This is a genomic window from Citrobacter sp. CRE-46 (genome assembly GCF_059615875.1).
Map to the genome: position 1 here is coordinate 2,756,520 of NZ_CM184341.1, position 25,741 is coordinate 2,782,260.

General features: G+C 51.4%; 26 protein-coding genes. 13 read left to right on the forward strand and 13 right to left on the reverse strand.

The features are described from left to right. Nucleotides 1-2: 2 nt before the first annotated feature. Genes urtD through urtA form a run of 4 tightly spaced genes read right to left on the reverse strand, consistent with a single transcriptional unit; the run spans nucleotide 3 to nucleotide 4,762 of the window. Nucleotides 3-800, reverse strand: coding sequence for an urea ABC transporter ATP-binding protein UrtD (gene urtD, locus AC534G_RS13380; RefSeq protein ID WP_038640542.1), 798 nt, complete (start codon nucleotides 798-800; stop codon nucleotides 3-5). Beyond that, nucleotides 800-1,873, reverse strand: a complete 1,074-nt coding sequence (gene urtC, locus AC534G_RS13385) for an urea ABC transporter permease subunit UrtC (protein ID WP_006684597.1) — start codon at nucleotides 1,871-1,873, stop codon at nucleotides 800-802. Before urtC ends, urtD begins: the two co-directional genes overlap by 1 nt. Then, nucleotides 1,873-3,447 carry an urea ABC transporter permease subunit UrtB gene (gene urtB / locus AC534G_RS13390; RefSeq protein ID WP_110498083.1) on the reverse strand — a complete coding sequence of 525 codons (1,575 nt, stop codon included), beginning with the start codon at nucleotides 3,445-3,447 and terminating at the stop codon, nucleotides 1,873-1,875. Before urtB ends, urtC begins: the two co-directional genes overlap by 1 nt. Before the next feature lie 43 nt (nucleotides 3,448-3,490). Continuing rightward, complete coding sequence (urtA, locus tag AC534G_RS13395) at nucleotides 3,491-4,762, reverse strand: urea ABC transporter substrate-binding protein (protein WP_110498084.1); 1,272 nt, start codon at nucleotides 4,760-4,762, stop codon at nucleotides 3,491-3,493. 485 nt (nucleotides 4,763-5,247) lie between these two features. Between urtA and mgtS the strand changes: the two genes are divergently transcribed. Then, nucleotides 5,248-5,343, forward strand: a complete 96-nt coding sequence (gene mgtS / locus AC534G_RS13400) for a protein MgtS (protein ID WP_003032406.1) — start codon at nucleotides 5,248-5,250, stop codon at nucleotides 5,341-5,343. Beyond that, nucleotides 5,343-5,480 (forward strand): hypothetical protein, encoded by a 138-nt coding sequence (locus tag AC534G_RS13405; RefSeq protein WP_420914967.1) that lies wholly within the window; start codon nucleotides 5,343-5,345, stop codon nucleotides 5,478-5,480. Before mgtS ends, AC534G_RS13405 begins: the two co-directional genes overlap by 1 nt. A gap of 146 nt (nucleotides 5,481-5,626) precedes the next feature. Here AC534G_RS13405 and AC534G_RS13410 read toward each other — a convergent pair whose 3' ends face one another. Next, nucleotides 5,627-6,553: a diguanylate cyclase gene (locus tag AC534G_RS13410; protein ID WP_038640534.1), complete on the reverse strand. Its 927-nt coding sequence runs from the start codon at nucleotides 6,551-6,553 to the stop codon at nucleotides 5,627-5,629. A 164-nt stretch (nucleotides 6,554-6,717) separates the two neighbouring features. After that, nucleotides 6,718-8,763, reverse strand: coding sequence for a peptidyl-dipeptidase Dcp (gene dcp, locus AC534G_RS13415; RefSeq protein ID WP_069325024.1), 2,046 nt, complete (start codon nucleotides 8,761-8,763; stop codon nucleotides 6,718-6,720). A 137-nt stretch (nucleotides 8,764-8,900) separates the two neighbouring features. Here dcp and ydfG point away from each other — a divergent pair, with 137 nt between their 5' ends. The 3 genes from ydfG (at nucleotide 8,901) to ydfZ (ending at nucleotide 10,813) form a co-directional block, all read left to right on the forward strand. Further along, nucleotides 8,901-9,647: a bifunctional NADP-dependent 3-hydroxy acid dehydrogenase/3-hydroxypropionate dehydrogenase YdfG gene (gene ydfG / locus AC534G_RS13420; RefSeq protein WP_069325023.1), complete on the forward strand. Its 747-nt coding sequence runs from the start codon at nucleotides 8,901-8,903 to the stop codon at nucleotides 9,645-9,647. An 86-nt stretch (nucleotides 9,648-9,733) separates the two neighbouring features. Then, nucleotides 9,734-10,420, forward strand: a complete 687-nt coding sequence (locus AC534G_RS13425; RefSeq protein ID WP_087856383.1) for a GntR family transcriptional regulator — start codon at nucleotides 9,734-9,736, stop codon at nucleotides 10,418-10,420. A gap of 189 nt (nucleotides 10,421-10,609) precedes the next feature. Then, nucleotides 10,610-10,813, forward strand: a complete 204-nt coding sequence (gene ydfZ / locus AC534G_RS13430; protein ID WP_038640526.1) for a putative selenium delivery protein YdfZ — start codon at nucleotides 10,610-10,612, stop codon at nucleotides 10,811-10,813. A 75-nt stretch (nucleotides 10,814-10,888) separates the two neighbouring features. Here the strand turns inward: ydfZ and AC534G_RS13435 are convergent, their stop codons facing one another. The 5 genes from AC534G_RS13435 to AC534G_RS13455 form a co-directional block, all read right to left on the reverse strand. Continuing rightward, nucleotides 10,889-12,355 (reverse strand): mannitol dehydrogenase family protein, encoded by a 1,467-nt coding sequence (locus tag AC534G_RS13435; protein ID WP_110498085.1) that lies wholly within the window; start codon nucleotides 12,353-12,355, stop codon nucleotides 10,889-10,891. 164 nt (nucleotides 12,356-12,519) lie between these two features. Beyond that, nucleotides 12,520-13,899 carry an MFS transporter gene (locus tag AC534G_RS13440; RefSeq protein ID WP_110498086.1) on the reverse strand — a complete coding sequence of 460 codons (1,380 nt, stop codon included), beginning with the start codon at nucleotides 13,897-13,899 and terminating at the stop codon, nucleotides 12,520-12,522. Nucleotides 13,900-13,952: 53 nt separating this feature from the next. Further along, nucleotides 13,953-14,972, reverse strand: coding sequence for a Zn-dependent oxidoreductase (locus AC534G_RS13445; RefSeq protein ID WP_110498087.1), 1,020 nt, complete (start codon nucleotides 14,970-14,972; stop codon nucleotides 13,953-13,955). Nucleotides 14,973-14,985: 13 nt separating this feature from the next. Further along, on the reverse strand, nucleotides 14,986-16,200 hold the full coding sequence (gene rspA / locus AC534G_RS13450; protein WP_003832907.1) for a starvation-sensing protein RspA: 1,215 nt from the start codon (nucleotides 16,198-16,200) through the stop codon (nucleotides 14,986-14,988). 107 nt (nucleotides 16,201-16,307) lie between these two features. Next, nucleotides 16,308-16,634: a YnfA family protein gene (locus AC534G_RS13455; protein ID WP_038640517.1), complete on the reverse strand. Its 327-nt coding sequence runs from the start codon at nucleotides 16,632-16,634 to the stop codon at nucleotides 16,308-16,310. Nucleotides 16,635-16,786: 152 nt separating this feature from the next. Between AC534G_RS13455 and AC534G_RS13460 the strand changes: the two genes are divergently transcribed. Both AC534G_RS13460 and speG read left to right on the forward strand, forming a co-directional pair. Next, nucleotides 16,787-17,128 (forward strand): DUF1283 family protein, encoded by a 342-nt coding sequence (locus AC534G_RS13460; RefSeq protein ID WP_038640515.1) that lies wholly within the window; start codon nucleotides 16,787-16,789, stop codon nucleotides 17,126-17,128. A 37-nt stretch (nucleotides 17,129-17,165) separates the two neighbouring features. Next, nucleotides 17,166-17,726, forward strand: coding sequence for a spermidine N1-acetyltransferase (speG, locus tag AC534G_RS13465; RefSeq protein ID WP_038640513.1), 561 nt, complete (start codon nucleotides 17,166-17,168; stop codon nucleotides 17,724-17,726). A 6-nt stretch (nucleotides 17,727-17,732) separates the two neighbouring features. On the opposite strand, the gene AC534G_RS13470 is transcribed toward speG, so the two are convergent. Continuing rightward, complete coding sequence (locus tag AC534G_RS13470) at nucleotides 17,733-18,443, reverse strand: YnfC family lipoprotein (RefSeq protein ID WP_038643159.1); 711 nt, start codon at nucleotides 18,441-18,443, stop codon at nucleotides 17,733-17,735. A gap of 103 nt (nucleotides 18,444-18,546) precedes the next feature. Here AC534G_RS13470 and AC534G_RS13475 point away from each other — a divergent pair, with 103 nt between their 5' ends. From AC534G_RS13475 to clcB, 6 genes are all read left to right on the forward strand, one after another. Next, on the forward strand, nucleotides 18,547-18,855 hold the full coding sequence (locus AC534G_RS13475) for a DUF1161 domain-containing protein (protein WP_110498088.1): 309 nt from the start codon (nucleotides 18,547-18,549) through the stop codon (nucleotides 18,853-18,855). A 153-nt stretch (nucleotides 18,856-19,008) separates the two neighbouring features. Then, nucleotides 19,009-21,447: a selenate/tellurate reductase subunit YnfE gene (gene ynfE, locus AC534G_RS13480; protein ID WP_110498089.1), complete on the forward strand. Its 2,439-nt coding sequence runs from the start codon at nucleotides 19,009-19,011 to the stop codon at nucleotides 21,445-21,447. A 10-nt stretch (nucleotides 21,448-21,457) separates the two neighbouring features. After that, entirely contained in the window at nucleotides 21,458-22,075 is a 618-nt protein-coding gene (locus tag AC534G_RS13485; RefSeq protein ID WP_069324164.1) for a DMSO/selenate family reductase complex B subunit, read from the forward strand. 1 nt (nucleotide 22,076) lies between these two features. After that, the gene (locus AC534G_RS13490; RefSeq protein ID WP_038640505.1) at nucleotides 22,077-22,931 is read left to right on the forward strand and encodes a dimethyl sulfoxide reductase anchor subunit family protein; all 855 of its coding nucleotides are present in this window, start codon (nucleotides 22,077-22,079) and stop codon (nucleotides 22,929-22,931) included. A gap of 42 nt (nucleotides 22,932-22,973) precedes the next feature. Continuing rightward, a complete protein-coding gene (dmsD, locus tag AC534G_RS13495; protein WP_038640503.1) occupies nucleotides 22,974-23,588 on the forward strand; it encodes a Tat proofreading chaperone DmsD in 615 nt (204 codons plus the stop codon). Between the two features lie 117 nt (nucleotides 23,589-23,705). After that, nucleotides 23,706-24,995, forward strand: a complete 1,290-nt coding sequence (gene clcB, locus AC534G_RS13500; RefSeq protein WP_087856377.1) for a voltage-gated ClC-type chloride channel ClcB — start codon at nucleotides 23,706-23,708, stop codon at nucleotides 24,993-24,995. On the opposite strand, the gene bioD is transcribed toward clcB, so the two are convergent. Further along, entirely contained in the window at nucleotides 24,951-25,646 is a 696-nt protein-coding gene (gene bioD, locus AC534G_RS13505; protein ID WP_038640499.1) for a dethiobiotin synthase, read from the reverse strand. The two genes, clcB and bioD, sit on opposite strands and share 45 nt — an antisense overlap. Nucleotides 25,647-25,741: the final 95 nt, after the last annotated feature.

A 25,741-nucleotide genomic window follows, 5' to 3' on the forward strand; every position in this document is an offset into this window, starting at 1 on the left:
CCTTATCGTCCAAGATAAACTTCAATAACCTGCTCATTAGCCTGCACATCGCGCAGGCTTCCTTCGGCCAGAACTCGCCCCTGATGCAGCACCGTGACATGGTCTGCAATCGTCTCGACAAATCCCATGTCATGCTCAACAACCATCAGCGAGTGCTTTCCGGCAAGCTGGCGAAACAGCTCCGCGGTGTATTCCGTCTCCGCATCGGTCATCCCTGCCGCCGGCTCATCCAGTAGTAGTAAATGCGGCTCCTGGACCAGCAGCATGCCGATCTCAAGAAACTGTTTTTGTCCATGCGAAAGCAGCCCGGCACGGCGTTCGCGCTCGTTGCCCAGACGTAACAGCGCCAGCATTTCATCGATGCGATCCCGTTGTTCACCAGAAAGGCGAGCCCGTAAAGAACCCCAAACTGATTTATCATTTTTCAGTGCCAGTTCCAGATTCTCCGCCACCGTTAGCGCTTCAAATACCGTGGGCTTCTGAAATTTTCGTCCAATCCCCTGGCGCGCAATGGCAATAGAATCAAACGTCATTAAATCAATAGACTGATCGTAAATCGCACGACCGCTTTGCGGTCTGGTTTTGCCGGTAATGACATCCATCAACGTCGTTTTTCCGGCGCCATTAGGACCAATAATGCAGCGCAGTTCCCCTACGCCAATATTGAGCGTGAGATCCGTTAGCGCCTGAAACCCATCAAAGTTCACGTTGATTTTTTCCAGCTGTAACACCGGGTCGGTTTGATTGCGAAATCTGTCCCCTGGCAACTGGCGGGTAAAAAGACCTTCATCTGGCTGCATTATTTATCTCCTTTGCGAAACAGACCAATCACGCCACGGGGTAAAAACAGCGTAACGCCAATAAAAATCAGACCAAGAAACAGTTGCCAGTATTCGGGCATGATCACCGTAAACAGACTTTTAGCGCCGTTCACCAACACAGCGCCAAAAACCGGGCCAATCAAGGTTCCGCGACCGCCGAGGGCGACCCAAATCGCCGCTTCAATCGAGTTGGTCGGTGACATTTCGCTGGGGTTAATGATGCCCACCTGCGGAACATACAGCGCACCAGCCAGCCCGCACAACACAGCAGAAAGCGTCCACACCAGCAGCTTGAAACCTTTCGGATCATAGCCACAGAACATCAGCCGATTCTCGGCATCGCGCACGGCGGTCAGGATACGACCAAACTTACTGCGCGCCAGCGCCAGTCCCAGCCACAACGCCAGCACCAGTAGCATCACCGTCGCCAGAAACAGCGCGATACGGGTTGAGGTCGCGGTCACGGGGAACCCCAGAATAGTGGTAAATCCGGTGAAACCGTTATTTCCACCAAACCCGGTTTCGTTACGGAAAAACAGCAACATGCCTGCGAAAGTCAGGGCCTGAGTCATGATAGAGAAATAGACGCCCTTGATTTTTGAGCGAAAGGCAAACCAGCCAAACACCAGCGCCAGCAGGCCGGGCACCAGCACAACCAGCAGCATAGCCCAGATAAAATGTTGCGTTCCCCACCAAAACCAGGGCAGTTCGGTCCACGACAGAAACGACATAAAAGCCGGTAGTCCTTCGCCGGAGGCCTGACGCATCAGGTACATCCCCATCGCATATCCCCCCAGCGCAAAGAAAATGCCATGGCCCAGTGAGAGCATTCCGGCATAGCCCCACACCAGATCCAGTGCCACCGCCACAATGGCATAACACAGGATTTTCCCGGCCAGCGTCAGCGTCCAGACGGAGATTGCCAGCGGATGATCCGCGGGGAGTAGCGCCAGAAATGGCAGAATAATGAGCGCCAGCAGCAAAAACAGCCCCAGGATGCGCGTCACGCGCGGCGCTTTGCGTGCCAGCGTTAATGTCATTGGCATAGTCATTAGTCAATAACCCTCCCTTTCAGTGCGAAAAGTCCCTGAGGTCGTTTCTGGATAAACAGAATGATCAGCACGAGGATCATAATTTTGCCGAGAACAGCCCCCACCTGAGGCTCCAGAATTTTATTGAAGATCCCGAGACCAAACGCCGCTGCCACACTCCCGGCGAGTTGTCCAACGCCGCCAAGCACCACCACCAGAAACGAATCAATAATGTAACTTTGCCCCAGCTCCGGCCCCACGTTACCCAACTGCGACAGCGCCACGCCACCCAGCCCGGCAATCCCTGAACCCAGTCCAAAGGCCAGCATATCGACTCGCCCGGTGGGCACGCCGCAGCAGGCCGCCATATTGCGGTTTTGCGTCACCGCGCGCACACGCAGCCCCAGACGGGTTTTATTCAACAATAGCCAGGTGAAGAACAGCACCAGCATGGCAAAGCCAAGCACCACAATTCGGTTCCACGGCAAAATCAGATTGGCATAGACCTGAATCCCCCCGGAAAGCCATGTCGGATTGGCGACTTCGAGGTTTTGCGCGCCAAAGGTCATTCGTACCAACTGGATCAGCATCAGACTGATCCCCCATGTCGCCAGCAGTGTTTCAAGCGGACGGCCATATAAATGGCGGATCACGCCGCGCTCCAGCAACATTCCTACTGCCGCGGTAAGTAAAAAGGCGACCGGAAGCGCAATGACCGGATACCAGGCTAACCATTGCGGGAGAAACTGCCCCATCAGCTGTTGCACCATCCAGGTACAGTAAGCGCCGAGCATTAACATCTCGCCATGCGCCATATTGATGACGCCGAGTAACCCGTAAGTAATCGCCAGACCCAACGCCGCCAGTAGCAAAATCGAGCCCAGAGACAATCCCATAAAGGCTTGCCCAAGAAGATCGCCAACCTTCATGCGGTGTGCGATGGAATTCAGACTTTCGTCGGCGGCAGCGCGAACGCGGGCATCAGGTTCATGCTCTGCACGGGTGAAAGGTTGTAATTTCGCCTGGGTTTCAGGGTCGTTTGACGCCCCCAACAGTTCAATTGCCTGCCGCCTGACCTCTGGTGATGCACTGGTCAGTTGCAGGTTAGCCAGCGCAATAACCAGTGCAGATTTCACGTCAGCATCCGCTTCCTGCGCCAGTCGTTGCTGTAAAAATGGCAGCATGCCAGGCATTGCCTCACGCTGTAATATGCGTGCGGCATCAGCCCTAACTGTGACACTGTCACTTAAAAGTTGATGCGCAGCCAGCGTTCCGGCGACCAGATTGCGCAGTCGGTTAGTCAGACGGACTTTTTTTAGCTCGCCGTCTGGCGCTGCCGCCGTCCCCAGCGCTTGTACTCGCGAACCATCCATGACAAACGCATGTTTCGCATTATCGGTCAGCAGGTTTTCATCTCGCAGCGCCTTAAGCACGGGTAAACGCTGAAGGTCGGGATTCATCGCCCATTGTTCAAGTAAGGCGGTCTGCTGCGTCCGGCTGGCAGCGGTAAAAGTATCGGCATCTGATGCCTGCGCTATCCACGGCAAAAACCACGTCAGCAACATCACACCACGAATAAAGCGCATGACTTTCATGAGCATTCTCCTAAGCGTTGCCCTCCCGCAGGAGGGCATAAGATCAGTTGCTGGCAGTTTTTACGGGTTGTTCAGATTTTTTATCATTGCCGGCGATATACGGGCTCCACGGCTGGGCGCGGACCGGCTCATCGCTTTGCCACACCACGTTAAACTGACCGTTGCTTTCAATCTCGCCAATCATGACAGGTTTGTGCAGATGATGGTTGGTGGCATCCATCGTGAGGGTAAAGCCAGATGGCGCGGCGAATGATTGCCCTGCCATTGCAGCACGGACTTTATCCACATCGGTAGTTCCGGCTTTTTCTACTGCCTGTGCCCACATATGCAGACCAACCCAGGTGGCTTCCATTGGGTCGTTTGTCACAACCGAATCCGCATTCGGTAATTTGTGCGCTTTGGCATACGCCCGGTAATCCGCGACAAACTTCTTGTTAGCCGCATTATCCACAGACTCAAAGTAGTTCCAGGCGGCAAGGTTACCTACCAACGGTTTCGTATCAATACCGCGCAATTCTTCCTCACCTACGGAGAAGGCCACCACCGGAACATCGGTGGCTTTCAGCCCCTGGTTCGCTAACTCTTTATAGAATGGAACATTAGAATCACCGTTGATGGTTGAGACCACCGCCGTTTTTCCCCCTGCGGCGAATTTTTTAATGCTGGCGACAATGGTCTGATAATCACTGTGTCCAAACGGGGTATACACCTCTTCGATGTCTTTATCGGCAACACCTTTCGAATGCAAAAAGGCACGGAGAATTTTATTAGTCGTGCGCGGATAAACATAATCAGTCCCCAGCAGGAAGAAGCGTTTCGCACTGCCGCCGTCCTCACTCATCAGATACTCAACAGCCGGGATCGCCTGCTGATTAGGCGCCGCGCCGGTATAAAAGACGTTAGGCGACATTTCCTCGCCTTCATACTGCACCGGATAAAACAGCAAACCATTTAACTCCTCGAATACCGGTAACACCGATTTACGCGAAACCGATGTCCAGCACCCGAACACCGCAGCTACTTTGTCCTGACTCAGCAACTGTCTAGCTTTTTCAGCAAATAAAGGCCAGTTCGAGGCTGGATCAACCACCACCGGCTCCAGCTTTTTGCCCAACACGCCGCCCTGCGCATTGATTTCGTCAATAGTCATCAACGCCACATCTTTCAACGGCGTTTCAGAAATCGCCATCGTTCCGGATAACGAATGCATGATGCCCACTTTAATAGTGTCAGCCGCCTGGACGCTAAAACTCATGCCCATTGCCATAACGGAGGCCGATAACGCAAAAGCTTTTAAAATTGTACGACGCTGCATAGTTTCACTCCTGAAATTAGATTCGCTGAAAGCTCCGGTGCAGCCGGGCAGACAAAACGGTGCAAATTAAGGGGATTCAGAAGTGATAAGGCAAAAACGATGCCAGATATTAAAACACCATATAAAATCAAAGCATTAGAGTAGTACAGTTCAGTGGCTGGATGAAAATATTTCGCCAGTAAGGCGGATCGCCAGGGAAATTGAACCACCATGAGACAGCGTTGCATTATAACCGTGCAACAATTTGCATGGGGGTCGTATAACAATGACTTTGCACTCAGCATAAAATCGTGGTTAATTTGCCGAGGATAAGCGCGCCTTGTCACTATTATTTATTTTCCCCGACAAAATCGCGTCAATTTTTTACATTTCAGACGAAATAATCATACAGTTCAGCCTTTGTTTAAGTTGCAATTGCTACTATAGTCATAAGCGAGGTGAACTTAAGGTAAGAGAGGAAACTCACAGATAAAGGAGCATTTACTATGCTGGGTAATATGAATATTTTTATGGCTGTTCTGGGAATTATTTTATTTTCCGGTTTTCTGGCCGCGTATTTTAGCCACAGATGGGATGATTGATGAACGACGATAGTCCTGCACCGAACCGGCCCCTTGTAGCGTCACTGCACAAGGGGCCATTTTTTTACCTGAATCGCCTTTCCTGCACCTTTTCCCTGGCCATCAATAAAAAAAACCGCCGGATAAACCAGCGGTAAATGCTTGCATGGATAGATTTGTGTTTTGCTTTATACGCTATCTGGCAATTCCCTGCGAAGATAACGGATATCTGGCTAACCTATCATCGGCAACCCCAATGAAAGCTAAACGAAACGTAACTAACGCAAAACAGCTTAGGTGAATCTCACGCGCTGAGGTGGAACGAAAGCCCATCACTGGCGTTAACCAGGGTGATCTGCTCGCGTTCATCCATAAACATACAGCGATTTCTGCCGCTCTGTTTTCCCTGGTACATCGCTCTGTCAGCCCGTCCAAGAGCGGTATCTAATTTTTCATCCCGCTGAGCTCTGGTGATACCGGCCGTTACGGTGATAGCGATCTCTCCATCTGCGTAAGGGATTTTTTGCTGGCCAACAAGCTGACACAATCGCAACCCAGCCTGGCAGGCCTGCTCATCAGTTTTCGTTCGGATGATGATAATGAACTCTTCGCCACCGTAGCGGTAAGCCTGTTCATCATATCGCGTCCATGCCAGAAAATTTGCTGCCAGAGCGCGTAATACTACGTCCCCCACAAGATGACCATACGTATCATTAACGTGTTTAAAACGGTCGATATCCAGCAGCAATATATAAAGGTTAAGCGGTTCGGCATCGATTAACTGTTGGTCAAAAGACTCATCGAGCATTCTTCTGCCCGGTAAGCCTGTTAATATGTCGATATTGCTCCGGATACTCAGCAAATATATTTTATAGTCCATTACAGCAGACGTAAATGCCAGTAACGCGTCCTCGAATTTGGTGAAATGCCATGGATAACTCCGTTCCTCCAGTATTGCCGATAGCAAATCCTTGCCTGATAAATGCATTTTTTCATGAACAGTATTTATCTTATTCACATAGCTACAATCATCTTCATTGCGCAGCGATTGATTATTAAGCCACTGTCCAAATTGGCAAACAAAATGCGCGTTGTCACCCATGATATCTGGTTTCGTAGCATTCGAGGATACTGCGCACCGGAACATATTCACCAGCCATTTATAGTGGGCATCAATTGACTTGTTCAACTCGATCAAAATTGCATCTATTTCCATCGTATTTCTCATCATCACGATCTTCCTCCCTGTTCGAACGTTTCTGATGCAATCATCTTAACGATAAAAAAGAAAATTTATGTAATTTTTTATTTGAGAATAAATCTTATCAGGTGCAATAATGAACAGTAAGATAAGACCGGGCATCACGCCCGGCTCAATTTTTTTCTGACAGTGCCTTACACGCTCAAACCACGATGTTCCAGCATCGGCTCCATACGGGGATCGCGCCCGCTCCACTGGCGATAAAGTTCAGCTAAATCAGTACTGTTCCCGCGGGACAAAATCGCTTCGCGGAATTTCTGCCCGTTTTCGCGGGTTAATCCACCCTGCTCTACAAACCACTGATAGCCGTCATCAGCCAGCATTTGCGTCCACAAATAGGCGTAATAACCCGCGGCATAGCCGCCGCCGAAGATATGGGCAAAATAACTGCTGCGATAACGTGGCGGCACGGCCTGAAGATCCAGATCTTCTGCCGCCAGCGCCTGCTGCTCGAATTGATCAACTGAATAAGATGACGCCTTCGTCTCCAGACTGTGCCAACGCATGTCCAACAATGCGGCACTGAGCAGTTCGGTCATATCGTAGCCTTTATTAAACAAGCTGGCCCGCTGCATTTTATCCCGCAACGCCTGCGGCATTGGCTCCCCGGTTTCGACATGACGGGCAAATCGGGCAAAAACCTGCGGATGGCTCGCCCAGTGTTCGTTAATCTGCGAAGGAAACTCGACAAAATCACGCGGAGTGTTAGTGCCTGAAAGCGTGGCATAACGCTGAGTGGCAAACAGACCGTGTAAGGTGTGGCCAAACTCATGAAATAACGTAATGACATCATCCCACAGCAGTAACGCCGGCTTACCCGTTACGGGTTTTTGATAATTACAGACATTGTAAATAACGGGTCGGGTTTCGTTAAGCGCCGATTGCTCAACAAAATTGCCCATCCATGCCCCGCCGCTTTTTGATTCACGGGCGAAGAAATCACCATAAAACAACGCCAGTCCTACGCCATCATGGTCGAAAATTTCCCATACCCGAACATCCGGGTGATAAACCGGAATGTCGAATCGCTCAACGAATTTGATACCAAAGAGCTGATTGGCCGTCCAGAAAACGCCTTCGTTCAACACCGTATCCAGAGCAAAGTAAGGTTTAAGCTGTGACTCATCAAGGGCATATTTCTCGCGGCGGACCTGCTCAGCATAAAATGCCCAGTCCCAGGCCCTGACGCTAAACTGCCCCTGCTCTTGATCGATGACTTTCTGGATTTCAGCCTGTTCATCCAACGCACGCTGGCGCGCGGCCGGAACGATCGCCCGCATAAACGAAAGTGCCGCCTCAGGCGTTTTAGCCATCTGGTCGGCGATTTTCCAGGCCGCATAATTGGCAAAACCGAGTAATTTTGCCTGTTGCATGCGGATGTCGACCAGACGCTGAATAATAGCCCGGGTATCGTTATCGTCATCGTGTTCGGCCCGCGTCCACGCCTGGGTAAACAGGTCTTCACGGATTTGGCGATCGCGTAACACGGCAAGCGCCGGTTGTTGAGTGGTATTCAATAACGGAATAACCCAACGTGATTCAAGCCCCTTTTCTTTTGCAGCCTCAGCGGCAACGGCAATTTCTTCGGCGCTAAGTCCGTCAAGCCGCCGGACATCATCCACCACCAAAGCACCGGACTTGTTCGCCGCCAGCAGACGCTGATTAAACTGACTGGTCAGCGTGGCTGACTCGGTGTTGAGCGCTTTGAGGCGTGCTTTGTCGGCCTCATTGAGGCGAGCGCCAGCCAAGACAAAACGCTGGTGGACGACCTCCACCAGACGCACTGATTCGCTATCCAAACCTAAGGTATGACGTCGTTGCCAGACTGCATCGACGCGGGCGAAAAGCGCGCCATCAAGATAGATATCATTGGCAAGTCCCGCCAGCTCTGCTGAGAACGCTTCGTCAAGGCGTTGTAGTTCATCGTTAGTGTGCGCCGCCGTCATCGCAAAGAAAACGCTGGTTACGCGCGTGAGCAGCGCGCCGCTTTGTTCAAGCGCCAGCAACGTGTTAGCAAAATCCGGGTCCTGTGGGTTTTGTACAATTGCCGCGATCTCCTCGCGTTTTTGCCGCACGCCCTCATCAAACGCCGGACGATAATGCTGCACGTCAATCTGATCAAACTTCGGTGCCTGATACGGCAATGTACTGTGGTGTAAAAAAGGATTCGTTAACGACATCTTTCACTCCTGAAAACGATTTGTTTACCAGAGTAGACTTCCCGGGAATCGACCGCAATCCTGTTAACCAGGAATAGCTCTGACCGGAAATGACGTGCTATGGTAGTACTACATAAAAAGCGTTGAGGAACAGTGAGATGATCGTTTTAGTAACCGGAGCAACCGCAGGTTTTGGTGAGTGCATTACGCGTCGTTTTATTGAGAATGGGCATAAAGTTATTGCCACCGGACGCCGCCAGGAGCGCCTGCAGGAACTCAAAGATGAACTGGGTGACCACCTCTATACCGCGCAACTGGACGTACGTAATCGAGCATCGATTGAAGAGATGCTGGCGTCCTTACCTGCTGAATGGCGCGATATTGATGTTCTGGTCAACAACGCAGGTCTGGCGCTGGGCCTCGAACCTGCCCACAAGGCCAGCATTGAAGACTGGGAAAACATGATCGATACCAACAACAAAGGCCTGGTTTATATGACCCGTGCCGTGCTGCCTGGTATGGTTGAACGCAATCGCGGACATATTATCAATATCGGCTCTACTGCGGGTAGCTGGCCATACGCCGGCGGTAACGTTTATGGCGCGACCAAAGCGTTTGTCCGTCAGTTTAGCCTCAACTTACGTACTGACTTACACGGGACAGCGATTCGTGTTACCGACATTGAGCCGGGTCTGGTTGGCGGAACGGAATTCTCTAACGTGCGTTTCAAAGGCGATGATGCCAAGGCTGAAAAAACTTACGAAAATACCACCGCGCTGACCCCACAAGATGTTACAGAAGCGGTATGGTGGGTGGCTTCGTTACCCGCTCATGTCAACATTAACACCCTTGAAATGATGCCTGTCACACAGTCTTTTGCCGGGCTGAGTATCCATCGGAGCTAATTTCTCTGCCCGGCCTTGCGCCGGGTATAGATAGCCTGAAATAAGTGATAAAATATCTGGGTTAACTCTCTAAAAAGTAAGAATGAATGACCGTAGAAACGCAGCTCAACCCTACACAGCCTGTAAATCAGCAGATTTACCGTATTCTTCGTCGTGATATCGTGCACTGTCTGATTGCGCCTGGTACGCCGCTGTCGGAGAAAGAAGTTTCTGTACGCTTTAATGTGTCACGCCAGCCGGTACGAGAGGCATTCATCAAACTGGCAGAGAACGGTCTGATTCAGATCCGTCCGCAGCGTGGCAGCTACGTGAACAAAATTTCGCTGTCGCAGGTGCAAAACGGCTGTTTTGTTCGCCAGGCGATTGAATGTGCCGTGGTCCGCCGCGCCGCCACCCTGATCACCGATAAACAGTGCTATCAGCTCGAACAGAATCTGCATCAGCAGCGTATCGCGATTGACCGAAAACAAATTAATGATTTCTTCCAGCTTGACGATGAGTTTCATCAGAAACTGGCTTTAATCGCCGAGTGCCAGCTCGCCTGGGACACCGTCGAGAATATAAAGGCCACCATTGACCGCGTTCGCTATATGAGCCTGGATCACATTTCCCCTCCTGAAATGCTGCTGCGCCAGCATCACGATATCTTTGCCGCACTTGAAAAACATGATGGTGACGGCGTCGAGCGTGCAATGATGTTGCACCTTCAGGAAATCGGTGAGTCTGTTCAGCTTATTCGCCAGGAAAATAGCGACTGGTTCAGCGAAGATTAATACTACGCTCACCTCTCTGCGGGGTGAGTTGTTCTGCGTTTTCCCCTTTCCTGCACATCTGCCTAAAAAAAGCTGTGACTTTGATCGAAAACAAAAAAATCATTAACGAGAAGCGTATTTATATTGCGCCCGTTACGTGGGACTAAAAGCCCACGGGCTTTGACGGTGAGTTGGAAAGGAGAAAACACCATGAAAACATACGATCGTAACCGTAACGCAATCACCACTGGCAGTCGCGTCATGATTAGCAACACCGGACTCACAGGCCGCATTACAGCGATAGATACCGATGGCCTGACCGCTGAGCAAATTCGCCGTGGCAAAACAGTGGCAATCGAAGGGTGTGAAGGCAAATATGCCCCACTCGAGTTGATTCGTTTGGGCATGAACTAATTGGTGTTAATGCCAGAAAACACTGCGCCATCTGGCCCGTTTAAAGCCAGATGGCGACATAAATGATGCCCTTCGTTACTTCAGTTTTGCTGCATACTTCGCAACCGTTGCCTTTGCCCCTTCAACCAGTAAAGCAAGATAGGCTTCTGTGACCTGGTTTTTGAACAGTTCTACCTGCGGTAATTCGCGACCAAAAATGGCATCAATCGCCAGTAACGCCTGAACGCGCGCTTCCCCCTCATGACTACTGCGGACCGCAGTCTGGATCACTGGCAACAGCGGATCGCTGATTTCAATCGCCTGACCGTGTTCATCCACACCGCCGACATAGCGCATCCAGGCGGCTACGCCCAGTGCCAGCAGCGCAAAATGGCTGCCATGCGCAATGTGCCAACGAATTGAATCGAGCATACGCTGCGGCAGTTTTTGGCTGCCGTCCATCGCAATCTGCCAGGTACGGTGACGCAGTGCCGGGTTGCTGTAGCGCTCAATGAGCAGATCGGCATAGTGTTGCAGATCCACCCCTTTCACTTTCAGCGTCGGTGCCTGTTCCTGCAACATCAACGCTCGCGCGGCAAGACGATAATTTTCATCCTCCATGCAGTCGTTGATATGCTGATAACCCGCCAGATAACCAAGATAGGCAAGGAAAGAGTGACTGCCGTTGAGCATACGCAGTTTCATCTCTTCAAACGGAATCACATCCGATACCAGCTCCGCCCCGGCCTTTTCCCATGCCGGACGACCGGCGACAAAGTTATCTTCAATTACCCACTGACGGAACGGTTCACAGGCTACGCCTGCCGGGTCGCGTACCCCGGTGATGTGTTCAATTTTGTCCAGCGTATCCGGAGTAACCGCAGGAACAATGCGGTCAACCATTGTAGAGGGGAACGTCACATGCTGTTCGATCCACGTAGCCAGTTCAGCATCTACCGCCCGGGCATACGCGGTGACGACATTGCGCATAACGTGGCCGTTTTCAGGCATGTTGTCGCAGGACATCACGGTAAATGCGGCTAATCCCGCAGCTTTGCGACGCGCCAGGGCTTCAACCACCACGCCTGGCGCAGTATTTGGTTGTTTTGGATTTTGCAGATCGGCGGCAATCATGGGGTTGTCTAACATCAGTTGACCCGTCGCCGGAGAGTGGCAATATCCTTTCTCGGTGATGGTGAGAGAAACGATCGCCACCTGCGGTTCACACATCGCAGCCAGTACGCTTTCCAGACCATCTACCTGCGCATGCAGCGCGTTTTTCACCACACCAACGACTCTGGCAGTCCACGCATCCGCAGACATCTCCGCAACGGTATACAAATTATCTTGCTGTTTCAGATCGGCAATCTGCTGCTCACCGCCAATCAGATTCACTTCGCAATAGCCCCAGTCACTGCCGTGTTCTGCAGCCAGGATGTCAGCATAAACACCCTGATGTGCGCGATGAAACGCGCCAAATCCCAGATGAACAATACGCGGGATCAGAATAGTACGATCGTAGTCAGGAAGCGCAGCCTTTGCCGCTAACAGCTTGTTTTGCATGGTATGACCTACTTATCAATGAAATCAGGACAGTCTCAGAGTAACGCCTGCAGGGTTGTATGTTTTGATTTGCATTAAGCTTTTTATGATTGGTATGACATCATTTAAAGCTGTGTAATAGCATGAGCGGAGCATGACCGCCCCGCCCATGCTACAGCCAGGTCTTAGCTTGCCTGGGGCGCTGAGCAACGAACTTTATCCGTCTGACTCACTTCAGCGGCATCCTCAAGCACGCTCAGGTCGCGGTCTTTGACCTCCGGCATCAACAACGCGGACACCAGACCGATCAGTGAGTAGGCAATAACCATCGCCAGAATTGGCCACCAGGAATTGGTCATGTTGCAGAAAATGCCGGCCAGAACCGGCCCAAAACCAACGGCTACCAATCCGCCCGCCTCTTTTGAAATCGCCATTCGCGTAAACCGATTGCGGGCACCAAATATTTCAGCCATGGTGATATTTTCGAGAGCAAATAATCCCAACACAGCAAAGTTATGAATAACAATCAATGCTGACATGATAACGCCAGGGCTATACGTTTTATCCACTACAATAGACAACATCGGGTAAGCCAAAATAATGGCTGAGATATTGAGGATAATATATGGCAATCGACGACCAAATTTATCAGACAACCAACCGAGCAGCGGTATGGTAATAAATCCCAGTACCGAGCTAATCATTAATGCATCAGTGGGGATTGATTTATCAAACAACAAAGTCTGAACTAAATAACCGGCGAGGAATGTCTGGATTAATCCTGAGTTACCCGCCTGTCCAAAACGTAAACCGGTGGCCAGCCAGAAGGATTTACTGGTAAACATCGCGCCCAGCGTATTTTCCGACGAATTGTTTAATGCAGGCGCATTTTCCTCATTATTCACTTTCTCAAATACCGGACTTTCTTTGAGATTCATACGTAACCAGATGGCAAAGATCATCACCACAACACTGGCCAGGAACGGAATGCGCCATCCCCAGGCTAGTAATTCTTCACGGTCAAGAGCAAAGAACATCACCGCCCAGATGGCCGTTGCGCTAAGGGTCCCACAGTTGGTACCCATGGCGACAAGTGAGGAAATAATCCCACGTTTTCCTTTCGGCGCATACTCGGCAAGCATAGTACCCGCCCCGGAGATCTCAGCCCCCGCGCCAAGTCCTTGTACAATACGCAGCGTCACCAGCAGTATGGGCGCAAAGATACCAATTTGCGCATACGTTGGCAGCACGCCGATTAATGTTGTACAAATCCCCATCATTGTAATCGTGATAAACAACACCTTTTTACGCCCGATGCGGTCCCCCATCTTGCCAAATATAAATGCCCCGACGATACGAGCAATATATCCTGCGCCGTAGGTTCCCATCGCTAAAATGAGGGCCATCGCCGCAGATTGTTCCGGGAAAAATATCTCATGGAATACCAGTGCGGCACCCAAAGAATATAACTGAAAATCCATAAATTCGAGCGCAGTACCTAACCATCCGGATACGGCGGCTCTGACCAGATCTGTGGTGGATCTTTCGTGTTTTTCTTGATTCATATTGGCTATCTCTTAGAGGTAAGATGCGTACCACTTACTCGCAGTTATTTATATTATTCAGTGAATGTGAGTAAAACTTTGCAGCAGTGCTGCTGATCTTTCTCAAACAATTCAATTGCGTCTGTAACGTGGTGATAGTCAAAAGTATGGGTAATAAGTTGATTAGGGTTAATAAGTCCGTTAACCAACCAATCAATAACAACCGGGAATTTATTGGCATTTAATCTTGAGGAATAAATTGAAAGTTCTTTCCCGGTAATACCCTGCTGAACAATCTGACAAGGTTCGCTGGAGAAGCCCATCAGAACAATTCGCGCGGCTGGCGATGCCAGTGTAATAGCCTCCTGTAAAATGGATGGATGACAGGCCGCATCTACGATGATCGTCGGCTTAAGCTCTTTTTCCGCCAGGAAATCGTGCAAAGATTGCTGACCGTTATTTATTACCCAGTCAGCACCGCACCGTTTCGCCATACTCAGGCGTTCTTCGATTCTGTCGGCAATCACCACCGTTTTTACCTTATAGACACGTTTAAGCGCCTGTACGGTGGTCAGCCCCATAGGCCCTGCGCCATAAATCAGCGCAATATCATTTTCTGTGGGTTTAATTTGCCCGGTTACGTTCGCGGCGATGGTAAAAGGCTCGACCATGACGGCATGTTCATCTGGTACGGCATCGGGGATCGACCAGGCATTTTTTGCCGGCACTACGGCGTACTCGCTAAAACCACCATCGCGATGAACGCCCAGCACCACCAGCGATGTGCAAACGTTGGGTTTACCTATCGAACAGGGATAGCAATGCCCGCAACTGATAACGGGATCAACGGACACTCGGTCACCTATTCGCGAACGATCGACACCTTCACCTACCGTATCGATCACGCCAAAAAATTCGTGGCCGATAACGCGAGGATATTGCGCAAATGGATTATGCCCGCGGTAAATATGGCTATCGGAACCACAAATTCCCGCCAGTTTTACCTTCACCCTGACCTCTCCCGCTGCTGGCTCTGGAACGGGCCGTTCGGCAATGACCAGCGTATTTGGTTTTTCAATCACAACACTTTTCATAGCAAATCACTCCTTACCAGTTCCACAACGTACCATCTTCCAGGCGAGCGACAGGCAGATATGCCGGGTCATACGGATATTTCGCGGCCAGTTTTTCGTCAAACTCGATACCAAGGCCTGGCTTATCGCCCGGGTGCATGTAGCCGTTATCAAAAGTCCAGTTATGCGGGAACACTTCCAGCATTTGCTCGGAATACCCCATATATTCCTGAACGCCGAAGTTCGGCACCCACAGATCAAAATGCAGTGCTGCGGCCATGCATACGGGTGACAGATCGGAAGGTCCATGTGACCCCGTGCGTACCTGATACAACGAGGCAAAATCGGCAATACGGCGCATACCGGTAATACCGCCCGCATGGGTAATGGTGGTGCGGATATAGTCGATCAACTGTTCTTCGATCAGTTGTTTGCAATCCCAGATGCTATTGAAGACTTCCCCTACTGCAATCGGCGTGACCGTATGCTGGCGGATCAGGCGGAAACACTCCTGGTTTTCGGCTGGTGTGGGATCTTCCATCCAGAACAGACGATATTGTTCAATGCTTTTGCCAAACCGGGCAGCTTCAATCGGCGTCAGGCGATGGTGCATGTCATGTAGCAGATGTTCATTAAAACCAAATTTATCGCGAACGGCGGCAAACAGTTTCGGCGTGAAATCGAGGTATTTCTCTGTAGACCACAGTTGCTCTTCCGGCCACTGCCCTTTGGTCGCGGGTTCGTAGGCCAAACCTTTGCCTTTAGACATACCGTAAGTGGTTTTCATGCCCGGTACGCCGCACTGTACGCGAATCGCTTTAAAGCCCATCTCTTTATGTCGCGCGTAATCCTCCAGCACATCATCTACGGTATGCCCTGTGGTGTGGCAGTAAACCATGACCCCTTCACGCGATGCGCCGCCGAGCAACTGATACAACGGCATGTTCGCCGCTTTCGCTTTGATATCCCACAATGCCATATCCACTGCGGAAATCGCCGACATGGTGACCGGCCCCCGACGCCAGTACGCGCCTTTATAGAAAAACTGCCAGATATCTTCGATTCGATGCGCGTCGCGTCCGATAAGTTGCGGACAGACATGATCTTTCAGATAGGACGCCACGGATAACTCGCGGCCATTTAAGGTGGCATCTCCCAGCCCGGTGATCCCGTCTTCTGTCGTTATTTTTAACGTAACAAAATTACGCCCCGGGCAGGTGACAAAAACTTCAGCCCCGACAATCTTCATTTTTTATTCCTTACATCTGTTCTTGTGATGCAGGAAATTTACTCAACTGAGCTACTACCATACAAGTATAAAGATCGAAAAAGCCCTCGTTGATCACAAAAAAGGCGCTATGCGCGCCCCCATCCAGCCACAATAATCAGCATCCCGCACAAAGCCACCAGCGCACCAGACCAGTCATACAGGCTGAGTTTTACGCCATCGACAAAGCGCAGCCATAGCAGCGCAGTGACAACATAAACGCCGCCATAGGCCGCGTAAACTCGCCCACTCGCGGCCGGATGCAGCGTCAACAGCCAGACGAATAAGGCCAGAGACACTCCGGCGGGTACCAACAACCACGCCGTCGCGCCTCGTTTAAGCCACAGCCAGGGTAAAAAACAGCCGATGATTTCGCATAAAGCAGTGACGAAAAAAAGAAAGGTAGTCTTCAGCATTGACGTTATTCAGTTATCTTCGGTTTAACCATGATACGACAGAATATCGCCAACGTATCCATATCCGCTCAGTGGGTATGCCCTGAAGCAGGAATAGTGTAGAATTTAACCCTGTTTTATCGTTTTTCCCTTTCTCATAAAAGGAATTCGCCATGAATATTACACTGACCAAACGTCTGTGTCTGACGGCTATGCTGACGCTTGCGGCGGCTGTGTACACCTCTTCAGCATTTGCTGAAACCAGTAAACTGGTCATTGAATCCGGGGACAGTGCGCAAAGCCGTCAACAGGCCGCCATGGAAAAGGAACAATGGAACGATACGCGCCAGTTACGTCAGAAAGTGAACAAGCGTACTGAGAAAGAGTGGGACAAAGCCGACGCGGCTTTTGATAGCCGTGATAAGTGCGAACAGAGCGCCAATATAAACGCCTACTGGGAACCTAACACCCTGCGCTGCCTCGACCGTCGTACTGGCCGTACCGTTGCACCATAATGACTATGCACCCTAAAGGATATTGCAAGGATACAATATGACTAGCGCCCTCAGTGTTAAGCTGCGCCCGCTGGAGCGTGAAGATTTACGTTTTGTCCACCAGCTTGATAACAACGCCAGCGTTATGCGTTACTGGTTCGAAGAGCCTTACGAAGCGTTTGTTGAGCTGTCAGACCTGTACGACAAGCATATTCACGACCAAAGCGAACGTCGCTTCGTGGTGGAATGCGAAGGTGAAAAAGCCGGGCTGGTGGAGCTGGTAGAGATTAACCACGTCCACCGCCGGGCTGAATTCCAGATTATTATTTCGCCTGAATATCAGGGTAAAGGTCTGGCTTCGCGGGCGGCAAAGCTGGCGATGGATTATGGTTTTACGGTCCTCAACTTATATAAGCTGTATCTGATCGTCGATAAAGAGAACGAAAAAGCCATCCACATCTACCGTAAACTCGGCTTTATGGTGGAAGGTGAACTGATTCATGAATTCTTTATCAACGGCCAGTACCGCAACACCATCCGTATGTGTATTTTCCAGCAGCAGTATTTGGCGGAACACAAAACGTCAGGTCCTAACCTGCTACAACCTACCGCTCAGTAAAGGCGACTAGTAGTAATCGATGGTGTTTTCAATCGAATAATGATGTTCAACTGCTGGCTTCACGCTTTCGTCGACGATAACCAGCTGGCAGTTGACCGGGTTGGCGTAGTTATCGTACTTACACGTTTGCCTGACATTACCCAATGGATGATTGTTCAGCATACTCACCGCCGTGTAATCCAGCTTCTTCAGCGGATCAACCGACGGTTTGGCATCAACCTGTAAAGTATTGTCTTTACTGACAGTAGTTTTACCCAGCGGGTAGCCTTCCGCGTCATAGCGGTACTGGACTTTCATCTCTTTTCCTGTGGCGGAAACGACAAAGCCGTTATCGTCGGTATCCCACACCACACCGGCAGCAGGCAGTTCCGCTAGCTGGCATTTACCCTGCAAGCGGATCTTTTTTTCCAGCGTTTCGGCATCGCGATAGTAGTTGGCATCCAGAACCAGCGCCATGCCGGTATTGTTTTCGATATCATGCAGTTCAAGCGTATCGAAACACCCTTCCTGCGAGAGCGTACCGACAACGCGCTTGGAAACTTCACCTTTATCATTTAGAAGCGTCTGACTGAAATCTTTCACTGGTCCACGCAGCGGATCGAAATCAAATTCATTGGAAAAACTGGCCATTTCCGGCGTAAAAGAAACCAGCCCTTTGGCGTTATCACACCCGACCAGTACGGCGCACAGGAAAACTAACAGGGTCTGTTTCTTCACATTTTTCACCTGGATAAGAAGATAATTCTCAATCATATTAGCAAATACAGTTATTTACACCAGAAATGCTACTCTTAGTTCATGTCGATCATAAAAGGAGCTGATGATGAAATACATAACAGGAATTGCCGCAATCTTACTGGTAGCTGCCTCCCCGCAAGTTCTGGCGGCGCCAGCGTCCTGCGAACGCGTTAAGAGCGATATTGAACAGCGCATCATAAATAATGGCGTAGCGGAATCCAGCTTTACGCTGAGTATCGTCCCCAACGATCAGGCCGATCAACCTGATTCACTGGTAGTGGGGCATTGTGCAAACGATACGCATAAGATTCTCTATACCCGGACCAACAGTGGCAACGCCCCCGCCAATAGCACGCCAACTCAGGACGGCCATGCTGCCGAGCCGCAATAAAATAAATAGTGCCCTCCGCTCGCGGAGGGTCGCTCCCCTTTGATATGCATTAAGGCGACATGCCTATAAGTGGGTAAACTCCCTCCATTATTAGCATGCTATTAATTTCGTTATAGAAATTAATATATAGCGATAACTATAATGGAGGGAGTTATGTCTGAAACTGAGCAATATGGAGGCATCAGCCGCAGGACGTTAGTGAAATCCTCGGCTATTGGTTCGCTGGCGCTTGCCGCAGGCGGACTCTCATTACCTTTCGGAATGCGCTCCGCAGCGGCTGCGGTACAACAAGCGTTACAACCAGCAGAAGAAAAAGTCGTTTGGGGGGCTTGTTCCGTGAACTGCGGAAGCCGTTGCGCCCTGCAACTTCATGTCAAAGATGATGAGGTCGTATGGGTTGAATCCGATACGACCGGGGATGATATTTATGGTCAGCACCAGGTTCGCGCCTGTTTGCGTGGTCGTTCTATCCGTCGCCGAATTAATCATCCGGATCGCCTCAACTATCCAATGAAACGCGTGGGTAAGCGCGGTGAAGGTAAATTTGAGCGCATAACCTGGCAGGAAGCCCTGGATACTATCAGCGCCAGTTTGAAAAATACCGTACAGAAATACGGTAATGAAGCCGTGTATATCAACTACACCTCTGGCATTGTCGGCGGCAACATTACACGTTCCTCCCCTTATGCCTCACTGGTCGCTCGCCTGATGAACTGCTATGGCGGATTCCTGAGCCATTACGGTACCTATAGCACCGCGCAAATCGCGGCGGCAATGCCTTATACCTATGGCTCAAACGAAGGCAACAGTACCTCAGACATCGAAAACACGAAACTGGTGGTGATGTTCGGCAATAACCCTGCCGAAACGCGCATGAGCGGCGGCGGCATAACTTACTTTCTGGAGCAAGCCCGGGAGCGCTCAAACGCCCGGATGATCGTCATTGACCCCCGCTATACCGATACTGCAGCGGGTCGAGAGGATGAGTGGATCCCTATTCGTCCGGGCACCGACGCTGCACTCGTAGCGGGAATCGCCTGGGTCATGATTAACGAAGATCTTGTCGATCAGGCGTTTCTCGACAAATATTGCGTCGGTTATGACGAGAAAACCCTGCCCGCCGATGCTCCCGTTAACGGGCATTACAAAGCTTATATTCTTGGCAACGGTGATGACGGTATCGCCAAAACACCACAATGGGCCTCACACATCACCGGGATCCCAGCCGAGCGCATAATCAAACTGGCAAGGGAAATCGGCAGCACTAAACCGGCTTATATTTGCCAGGGTTGGGGTCCTCAACGTCAGGCTAACGGTGAACTAACCTCACGCGCGATCGCCATGTTGCCTATTCTGACCGGCAACGTCGGCATCAACGGCGGCAATAGCGGCGCACGAGAATCAACCTACACCATCACGATTGAGCGCATGCCACTGCCTGAAAATCCCATCAAGACTCAGATATCCTGCTTTAGCTGGACCGACGCCATCGTCCGGGGCCCGGAAATGACCGCTACCCGCGATGGCGTTCGTGGGAAAGATAAGCTCGACGTGCCGATAAAATTTATCTGGAACTATGCGGGCAACACCATCACCAACCAGCACTCAGATATCAATAAAACGCATGAGATCCTTCAGGACGAGACGAAATGCGAAATGATAGTGGTCATCGAAAACTTCATGACATCTTCGGCCAAATATGCCGATATTCTGCTGCCTGATTTAATGACCGTCGAACAGGAGGATATTATCCCCAACGACTACGCGGGCAACATGGGGTACCTCATTTTTATTCAACCCGCGACGTCGCCTAAGTTCGAGCGTAAACCGATCTACTGGATAATGAGCGAAGTAGCGAAACGTCTTGGCGACGATATCTACCAACGTTTTACTGAAGGCCGTACCCAGGAACAATGGCTCCAGTATCTGTATGCAAAAATGCTGGCTAAAGACCCCGCGCTCCCTTCTTATGACGAGCTGAAGAAAATGGGGATCTATAAACGCAAAGATCCCAACGGACACTTTGTCGCCTACAAAAAATTCCGCGACGATCCGCAGGCCAACCCGCTCAAAACCCCCTCTGGCAAGATTGAAATCTACTCCAGCCGACTGGCGAAAATTGCCAACTCCTGGGAGTTGCAAAAGGATGAGGTGATAAGCCCACTTCCCATTTACGCCTCAACGTTTGAAGGATGGGACGATCCAAAACGCAGTTCATTCCCGCTGCAGTTGTTTGGTTTCCACTACAAATCCCGCACCCACTCCAGCTACGGGAATATTGATGTTCTCCAGGCATCCTGTCGCCAGGAAATATGGATCAACCCCGTCGATGCCCAAAAGCGGGGAATCAGAAACGGCGATATGGTGCGGGTCTTTAACGATCGTGGTGAAGTGCGTATCCCGGCCAAAGTGACGCCGCGGATCCTGCCCGGCGTAAGCGCAATGGGTCAGGGCGCATGGCACGATGCCGATATGGCTGGCGATAAAATTGATCATGGCGCCTGCGTCAATACGCTGACAACCCAGCGCCCTTCACCGCTGGCAAAAGGCAACCCACAGCACACTAACCTGGTCGAGATCGAGAAGGTTTAAGGACTAGCCCATGACAACTCAGTATGGATTTTTTATTGATTCCAGTCGTTGCACCGGGTGCAAAACCTGCGAACTGGCCTGCAAAGACTACAAAGATCTCACGCCTGAGGTGAGCTTTCGACGGATTTATGAATACGCGGGCGGTGACTGGCAGGAGGATAACGGCGTCTGGCATCAGAATGTCTTCGCCTATTACCTCTCCATTTCTTGCAATCACTGCGAAGATCCAGCCTGTACCAAGGTTTGCCCAAGTGGTGCCATGCATAAACGTGAAGATGGTTTTGTCGTGGTGAATGAAGACGTATGCATAGGCTGTCGCTACTGCCACATGGCCTGCCCATACGGCGCGCCGCAGTACAATGCAGCTAAAGGTCATATGACCAAGTGCGATGGCTGTCATGATCGCGTCGCCGACGGCAAAAAGCCTGTCTGCGTAGAGTCCTGTCCGCTACGCGCGCTGGACTTTGGCCCTCTTGATGAGCTGCGCAAAAAACATGGTGAGCTTGCGGCGGTTGCCCCGTTACCGGGCGCGCATTTTACCAGGCCGAGTATTGTGATTAAACCCAATGCCAATAGCCGCCCGACCGGGGATACCACGGGTTTTCTGGCTAATCCGAAGGAGGTGTAAAATGGGAAATGGATGGCATGAATGGCCGCTGGTCCTGTTTACGGTGCTGGGTCAATGTGTGGCCGGGGCGCTGATCGTGAGTGGGTATGGCTGGTTAACAACCAAAGACGATGTGGCAAAACAACGTATCGTGCGCAGTATGTTTTTTCTGTGGCTGGTAATGGGCATCGCCTTTCTCGCCTCAATAATGCATTTAGGTTCACCGCTACGCGCGTTTAACTCGCTGAACAGAATCGGCGCATCGGCGCTCAGTAACGAAATCGCCAGCGGTTCGCTGTTTTTCGCGGTTGGTGGCCTGTGGTGGCTGGTGGCGTTTCTCGGTAAAATGCCGGCGACGTCAGGTAAAATCTGGCTGCTGCTCAGCATGTTGCTTGGTCTGGTTTTTGTTCTGGCGATGACTAACGTCTACCAGATAGACACCGTTCCGACCTGGTATAATGGCTATACTACGCTGGCGTTTTTCATGACGATGTTGCTGAGTGGCCCGCTGTTTGCCGCCCTGCTGCTACGCGCTGCAAGCGTGTCGTTTAACGCCGCCAGATTCGCCGGAATCAGCATACTTGCCCTGCTGGTGAGTGTGGCCGTTATCGTTTTGCAGGGCGTATCGCTCAGCGAAATTCACAGTTCGGTACAACACGCCAGCGCTCTGGTTCCCGACTACGCAAGCTTACAGGTCTGGCGCATCGTGATGCTGGCTGCGGGGCTGGGTTGCTGGATATGCCCGCTAATTCGTCGCAAAGAACCGGCTGTCGGCGGACTGGCGCTGGGTTTAGTTTTCGTGCTTGCCGGTGAAATTATTGGCCGCGGTTTGTTTTATGGCTTACATATGACAGTCGGAATGGCTGTTGCAGGTTAATACTCGGGTGCGGGGCAACCCGCACTTTTCAGGATTGTTTGCATGACGCATTTTTCACAACGTGACAACTTCTCTACCGCGGCGCGCGTATTGGGTGCGCTGTTCTACTATGCGCCAGACAGTACAGAAGCTTCTGCGCTGGTCAGTGCGCTAAAAACCGATGGCTGGCAGGCGCAGTGGCCGCTTGAACCCACGGCCCTTTCTGCGCTGGCTGAACTACTGCAGAGCGAGGCTGATGAGCCGCTCCCGCAAGCCTGGCAGCGACTGTTTGTCGGCCCTTACGCGCTACCTTCTCCGCCCTGGGGTTCCGTCTGGCTGGATCGTGAAAATGTCTTGTTTGGCGATTCCACGCTGGCATTACGTGAGTGGATGCGGGACAACGGGATCCAGTTTGCCGTGCAGCAAAATGAACCGGAAGATCACTTTGGCGCGCTGCTGTTACTGACGGCCTGGCTTGCTGAAAACGGACGCCACACCGAGTGCGAACAGTTGTTAGCCTGGCATCTGCTACCGTGGTCAACGCGTTTCCTTGACGTGTTTATCGAACATGCGAACCACCCGTTCTACCAGGCTCTGGCAGAACTGGCGCGCCTGACGCTGGCAAAGTGGCGATCGCAATTATTAATTCCAGTAGCCGATAAGCCTTTGTTTCGTTAATGTCGCCACAGGCAGGATGTATCCTGCCTGCATAATACCGTTGCGCACGCTGAGCTTTTGCTTCTGTTGCCAAATAGCCGCAAAATAAAGCCTCTGAATTTCCCTGTCTGGCCACTCATGCACCATTTACATGCTTATCCTGACCTGCGCGCTATGTTTCGCCGCCTGCTGATCGCCGCGCTGATTGGTATCCTTGCCGCGTTGGCCGTCGCAGGCTTTCGCCATGCCATGTTCCTTCTTGAATGGTTGTTCCTGAGCAACGACACCGGGAGTCTGGTCAATGCGGCGACAAATCTTTCTCCGTTAAGACGCATGCTGACGCCCGCGCTGGGCGGCCTGGCAGCTGGCTTACTGCTCTGGGGTTGGCAAAAATTCAACCGTTTACGACCACAGGCTCCCACAGATTACATGGAAGCCCTGCAAACGGACGGTCAATTCGACGTCAGCGCCAGCCTGGTAAAGTCACTGGCATCGTTACTGGTTGTCGCCAGCGGCAGTGCTATCGGGCGTGAAGGCGCCATGATTTTGCTGGCGGCGCTGGCCGCGTCCAGCTTTGCCCAACGCTTCACACCGCGCGCCGAATGGAAATTATGGATCGCCTGTGGAGCGGCTGCAGGTATGGCCGGCGCGTATCATGCCCCGCTGGCGGGCAGTTTATTTATTGCTGAAGTCCTGTTTGGCACGATGATCCTCGCCTCGCTGGGACCGGTGGTGGTATCCGCCGTCGTCGCCTTGCTGACCACCAATGTACTGAGCGACAGCAATGCGTTGCTCTATGCCGTGCACTTCACACGGGAACTGCATGTGCTGGAATACGCCATGATTGTCAGCACAGGTCTGGTTGCCGGCGTCTGCGGTCCGTTGTTTATGTGGTTGATGACCGCCAGCCATAACGGTTTTTTGCGCTTAAAACTCTCGCCACCGTGGCAACTGGCGCTTGGCGGGTTGATCGTTGGCCTGTTGTCGCTGCTCACTCCTGCCGTTTGGGGAAATGGCTACAGCGTGGTGCAGTCATATCTGCTCTCGCCACCGCTATTGACCGTGGTTAGCGGGATCTTTATCTGCAAATTACTGGCGGTGCTTGCCAGCAGTGGCTCCGGTGCGCCGGGCGGGGTGTTTACGCCAACGCTGTTTGTCGGTCTGTCTGTCGGCATGCTGCTGGGACGAACGTGGGGATTATGGCTTCCGGGTCCGGATGAAATTGCCATTCTGCTGGGATTAACGGGGATGGCCACGCTACTGGCAGCAACCACGCATGCGCCAATTATGTCTACATTGATGGTTTGTGAAATGACCGGGGAGTATCGCCTGCTCCCCGGATTACTGATCGCCTGCGTGGTGGCGTCAGTGCTGTCGAGAACGTTACGCCAGGACTCTATCTACCGACAGCACGCTGCCAAGCATTGACAGACGGATATACTGTGACAGCTCTCGCTGCTCTGCGCGAGGCAGATACGGCAGTTCGCCGATTAGCGGCGCAGGTAATTTTTTGCTCAGCACGTCAATGATTTCCGCATAATGCGCCAGCCCTGGGTTGATTCGGTTTGCGACCCAGCCAAGCAGCGGCAATCCGTCGCTGGCGATCGCCTGTGCGGTAAGAATGGCATGATTAATACAACCTTCCTGGATACCCACCACCATCAGCACCGGCATTTGTTCCTGTACCACCCATTCAGATAGCGGGCGCAGATCGTTCATCAGACTCCGCCAGCCGCCGGTACCTTCCACGACAACGTGATCGACTTTATCGCTCAGACTTGCGAGACCGTTGGAAAGCAAGGTGTAATTGACCGGACCACTATGCGCTACGCTGCTTTCGTCCTCGCTCAGCGCAATCGGGTTGACCGCCTCATACGGCAGTTCGATAGATGAAACACTTTGCAACACCAGCGCATCTTTGTTGCGCAAACCTTCAGGTGTCTCCTTACTTCCTTTGGCTACCGGTTTGTAGCCTGCGACACTTTTACCCCCTGACGCCAACGCTTGTAGTAATGCGCGGGAAACCACGGTCTTCCCAACAGAAGTGTCTGTACCTGTAATAAAGAAACGCTTCAGCATCACTAACTCCACCGTTATGCTTTGAAAATATAAGTCAGGAAAATAAAACAGTGGAGAAAGTCTAAGGTATGACGACCGGAATCAGCTTGAGATAG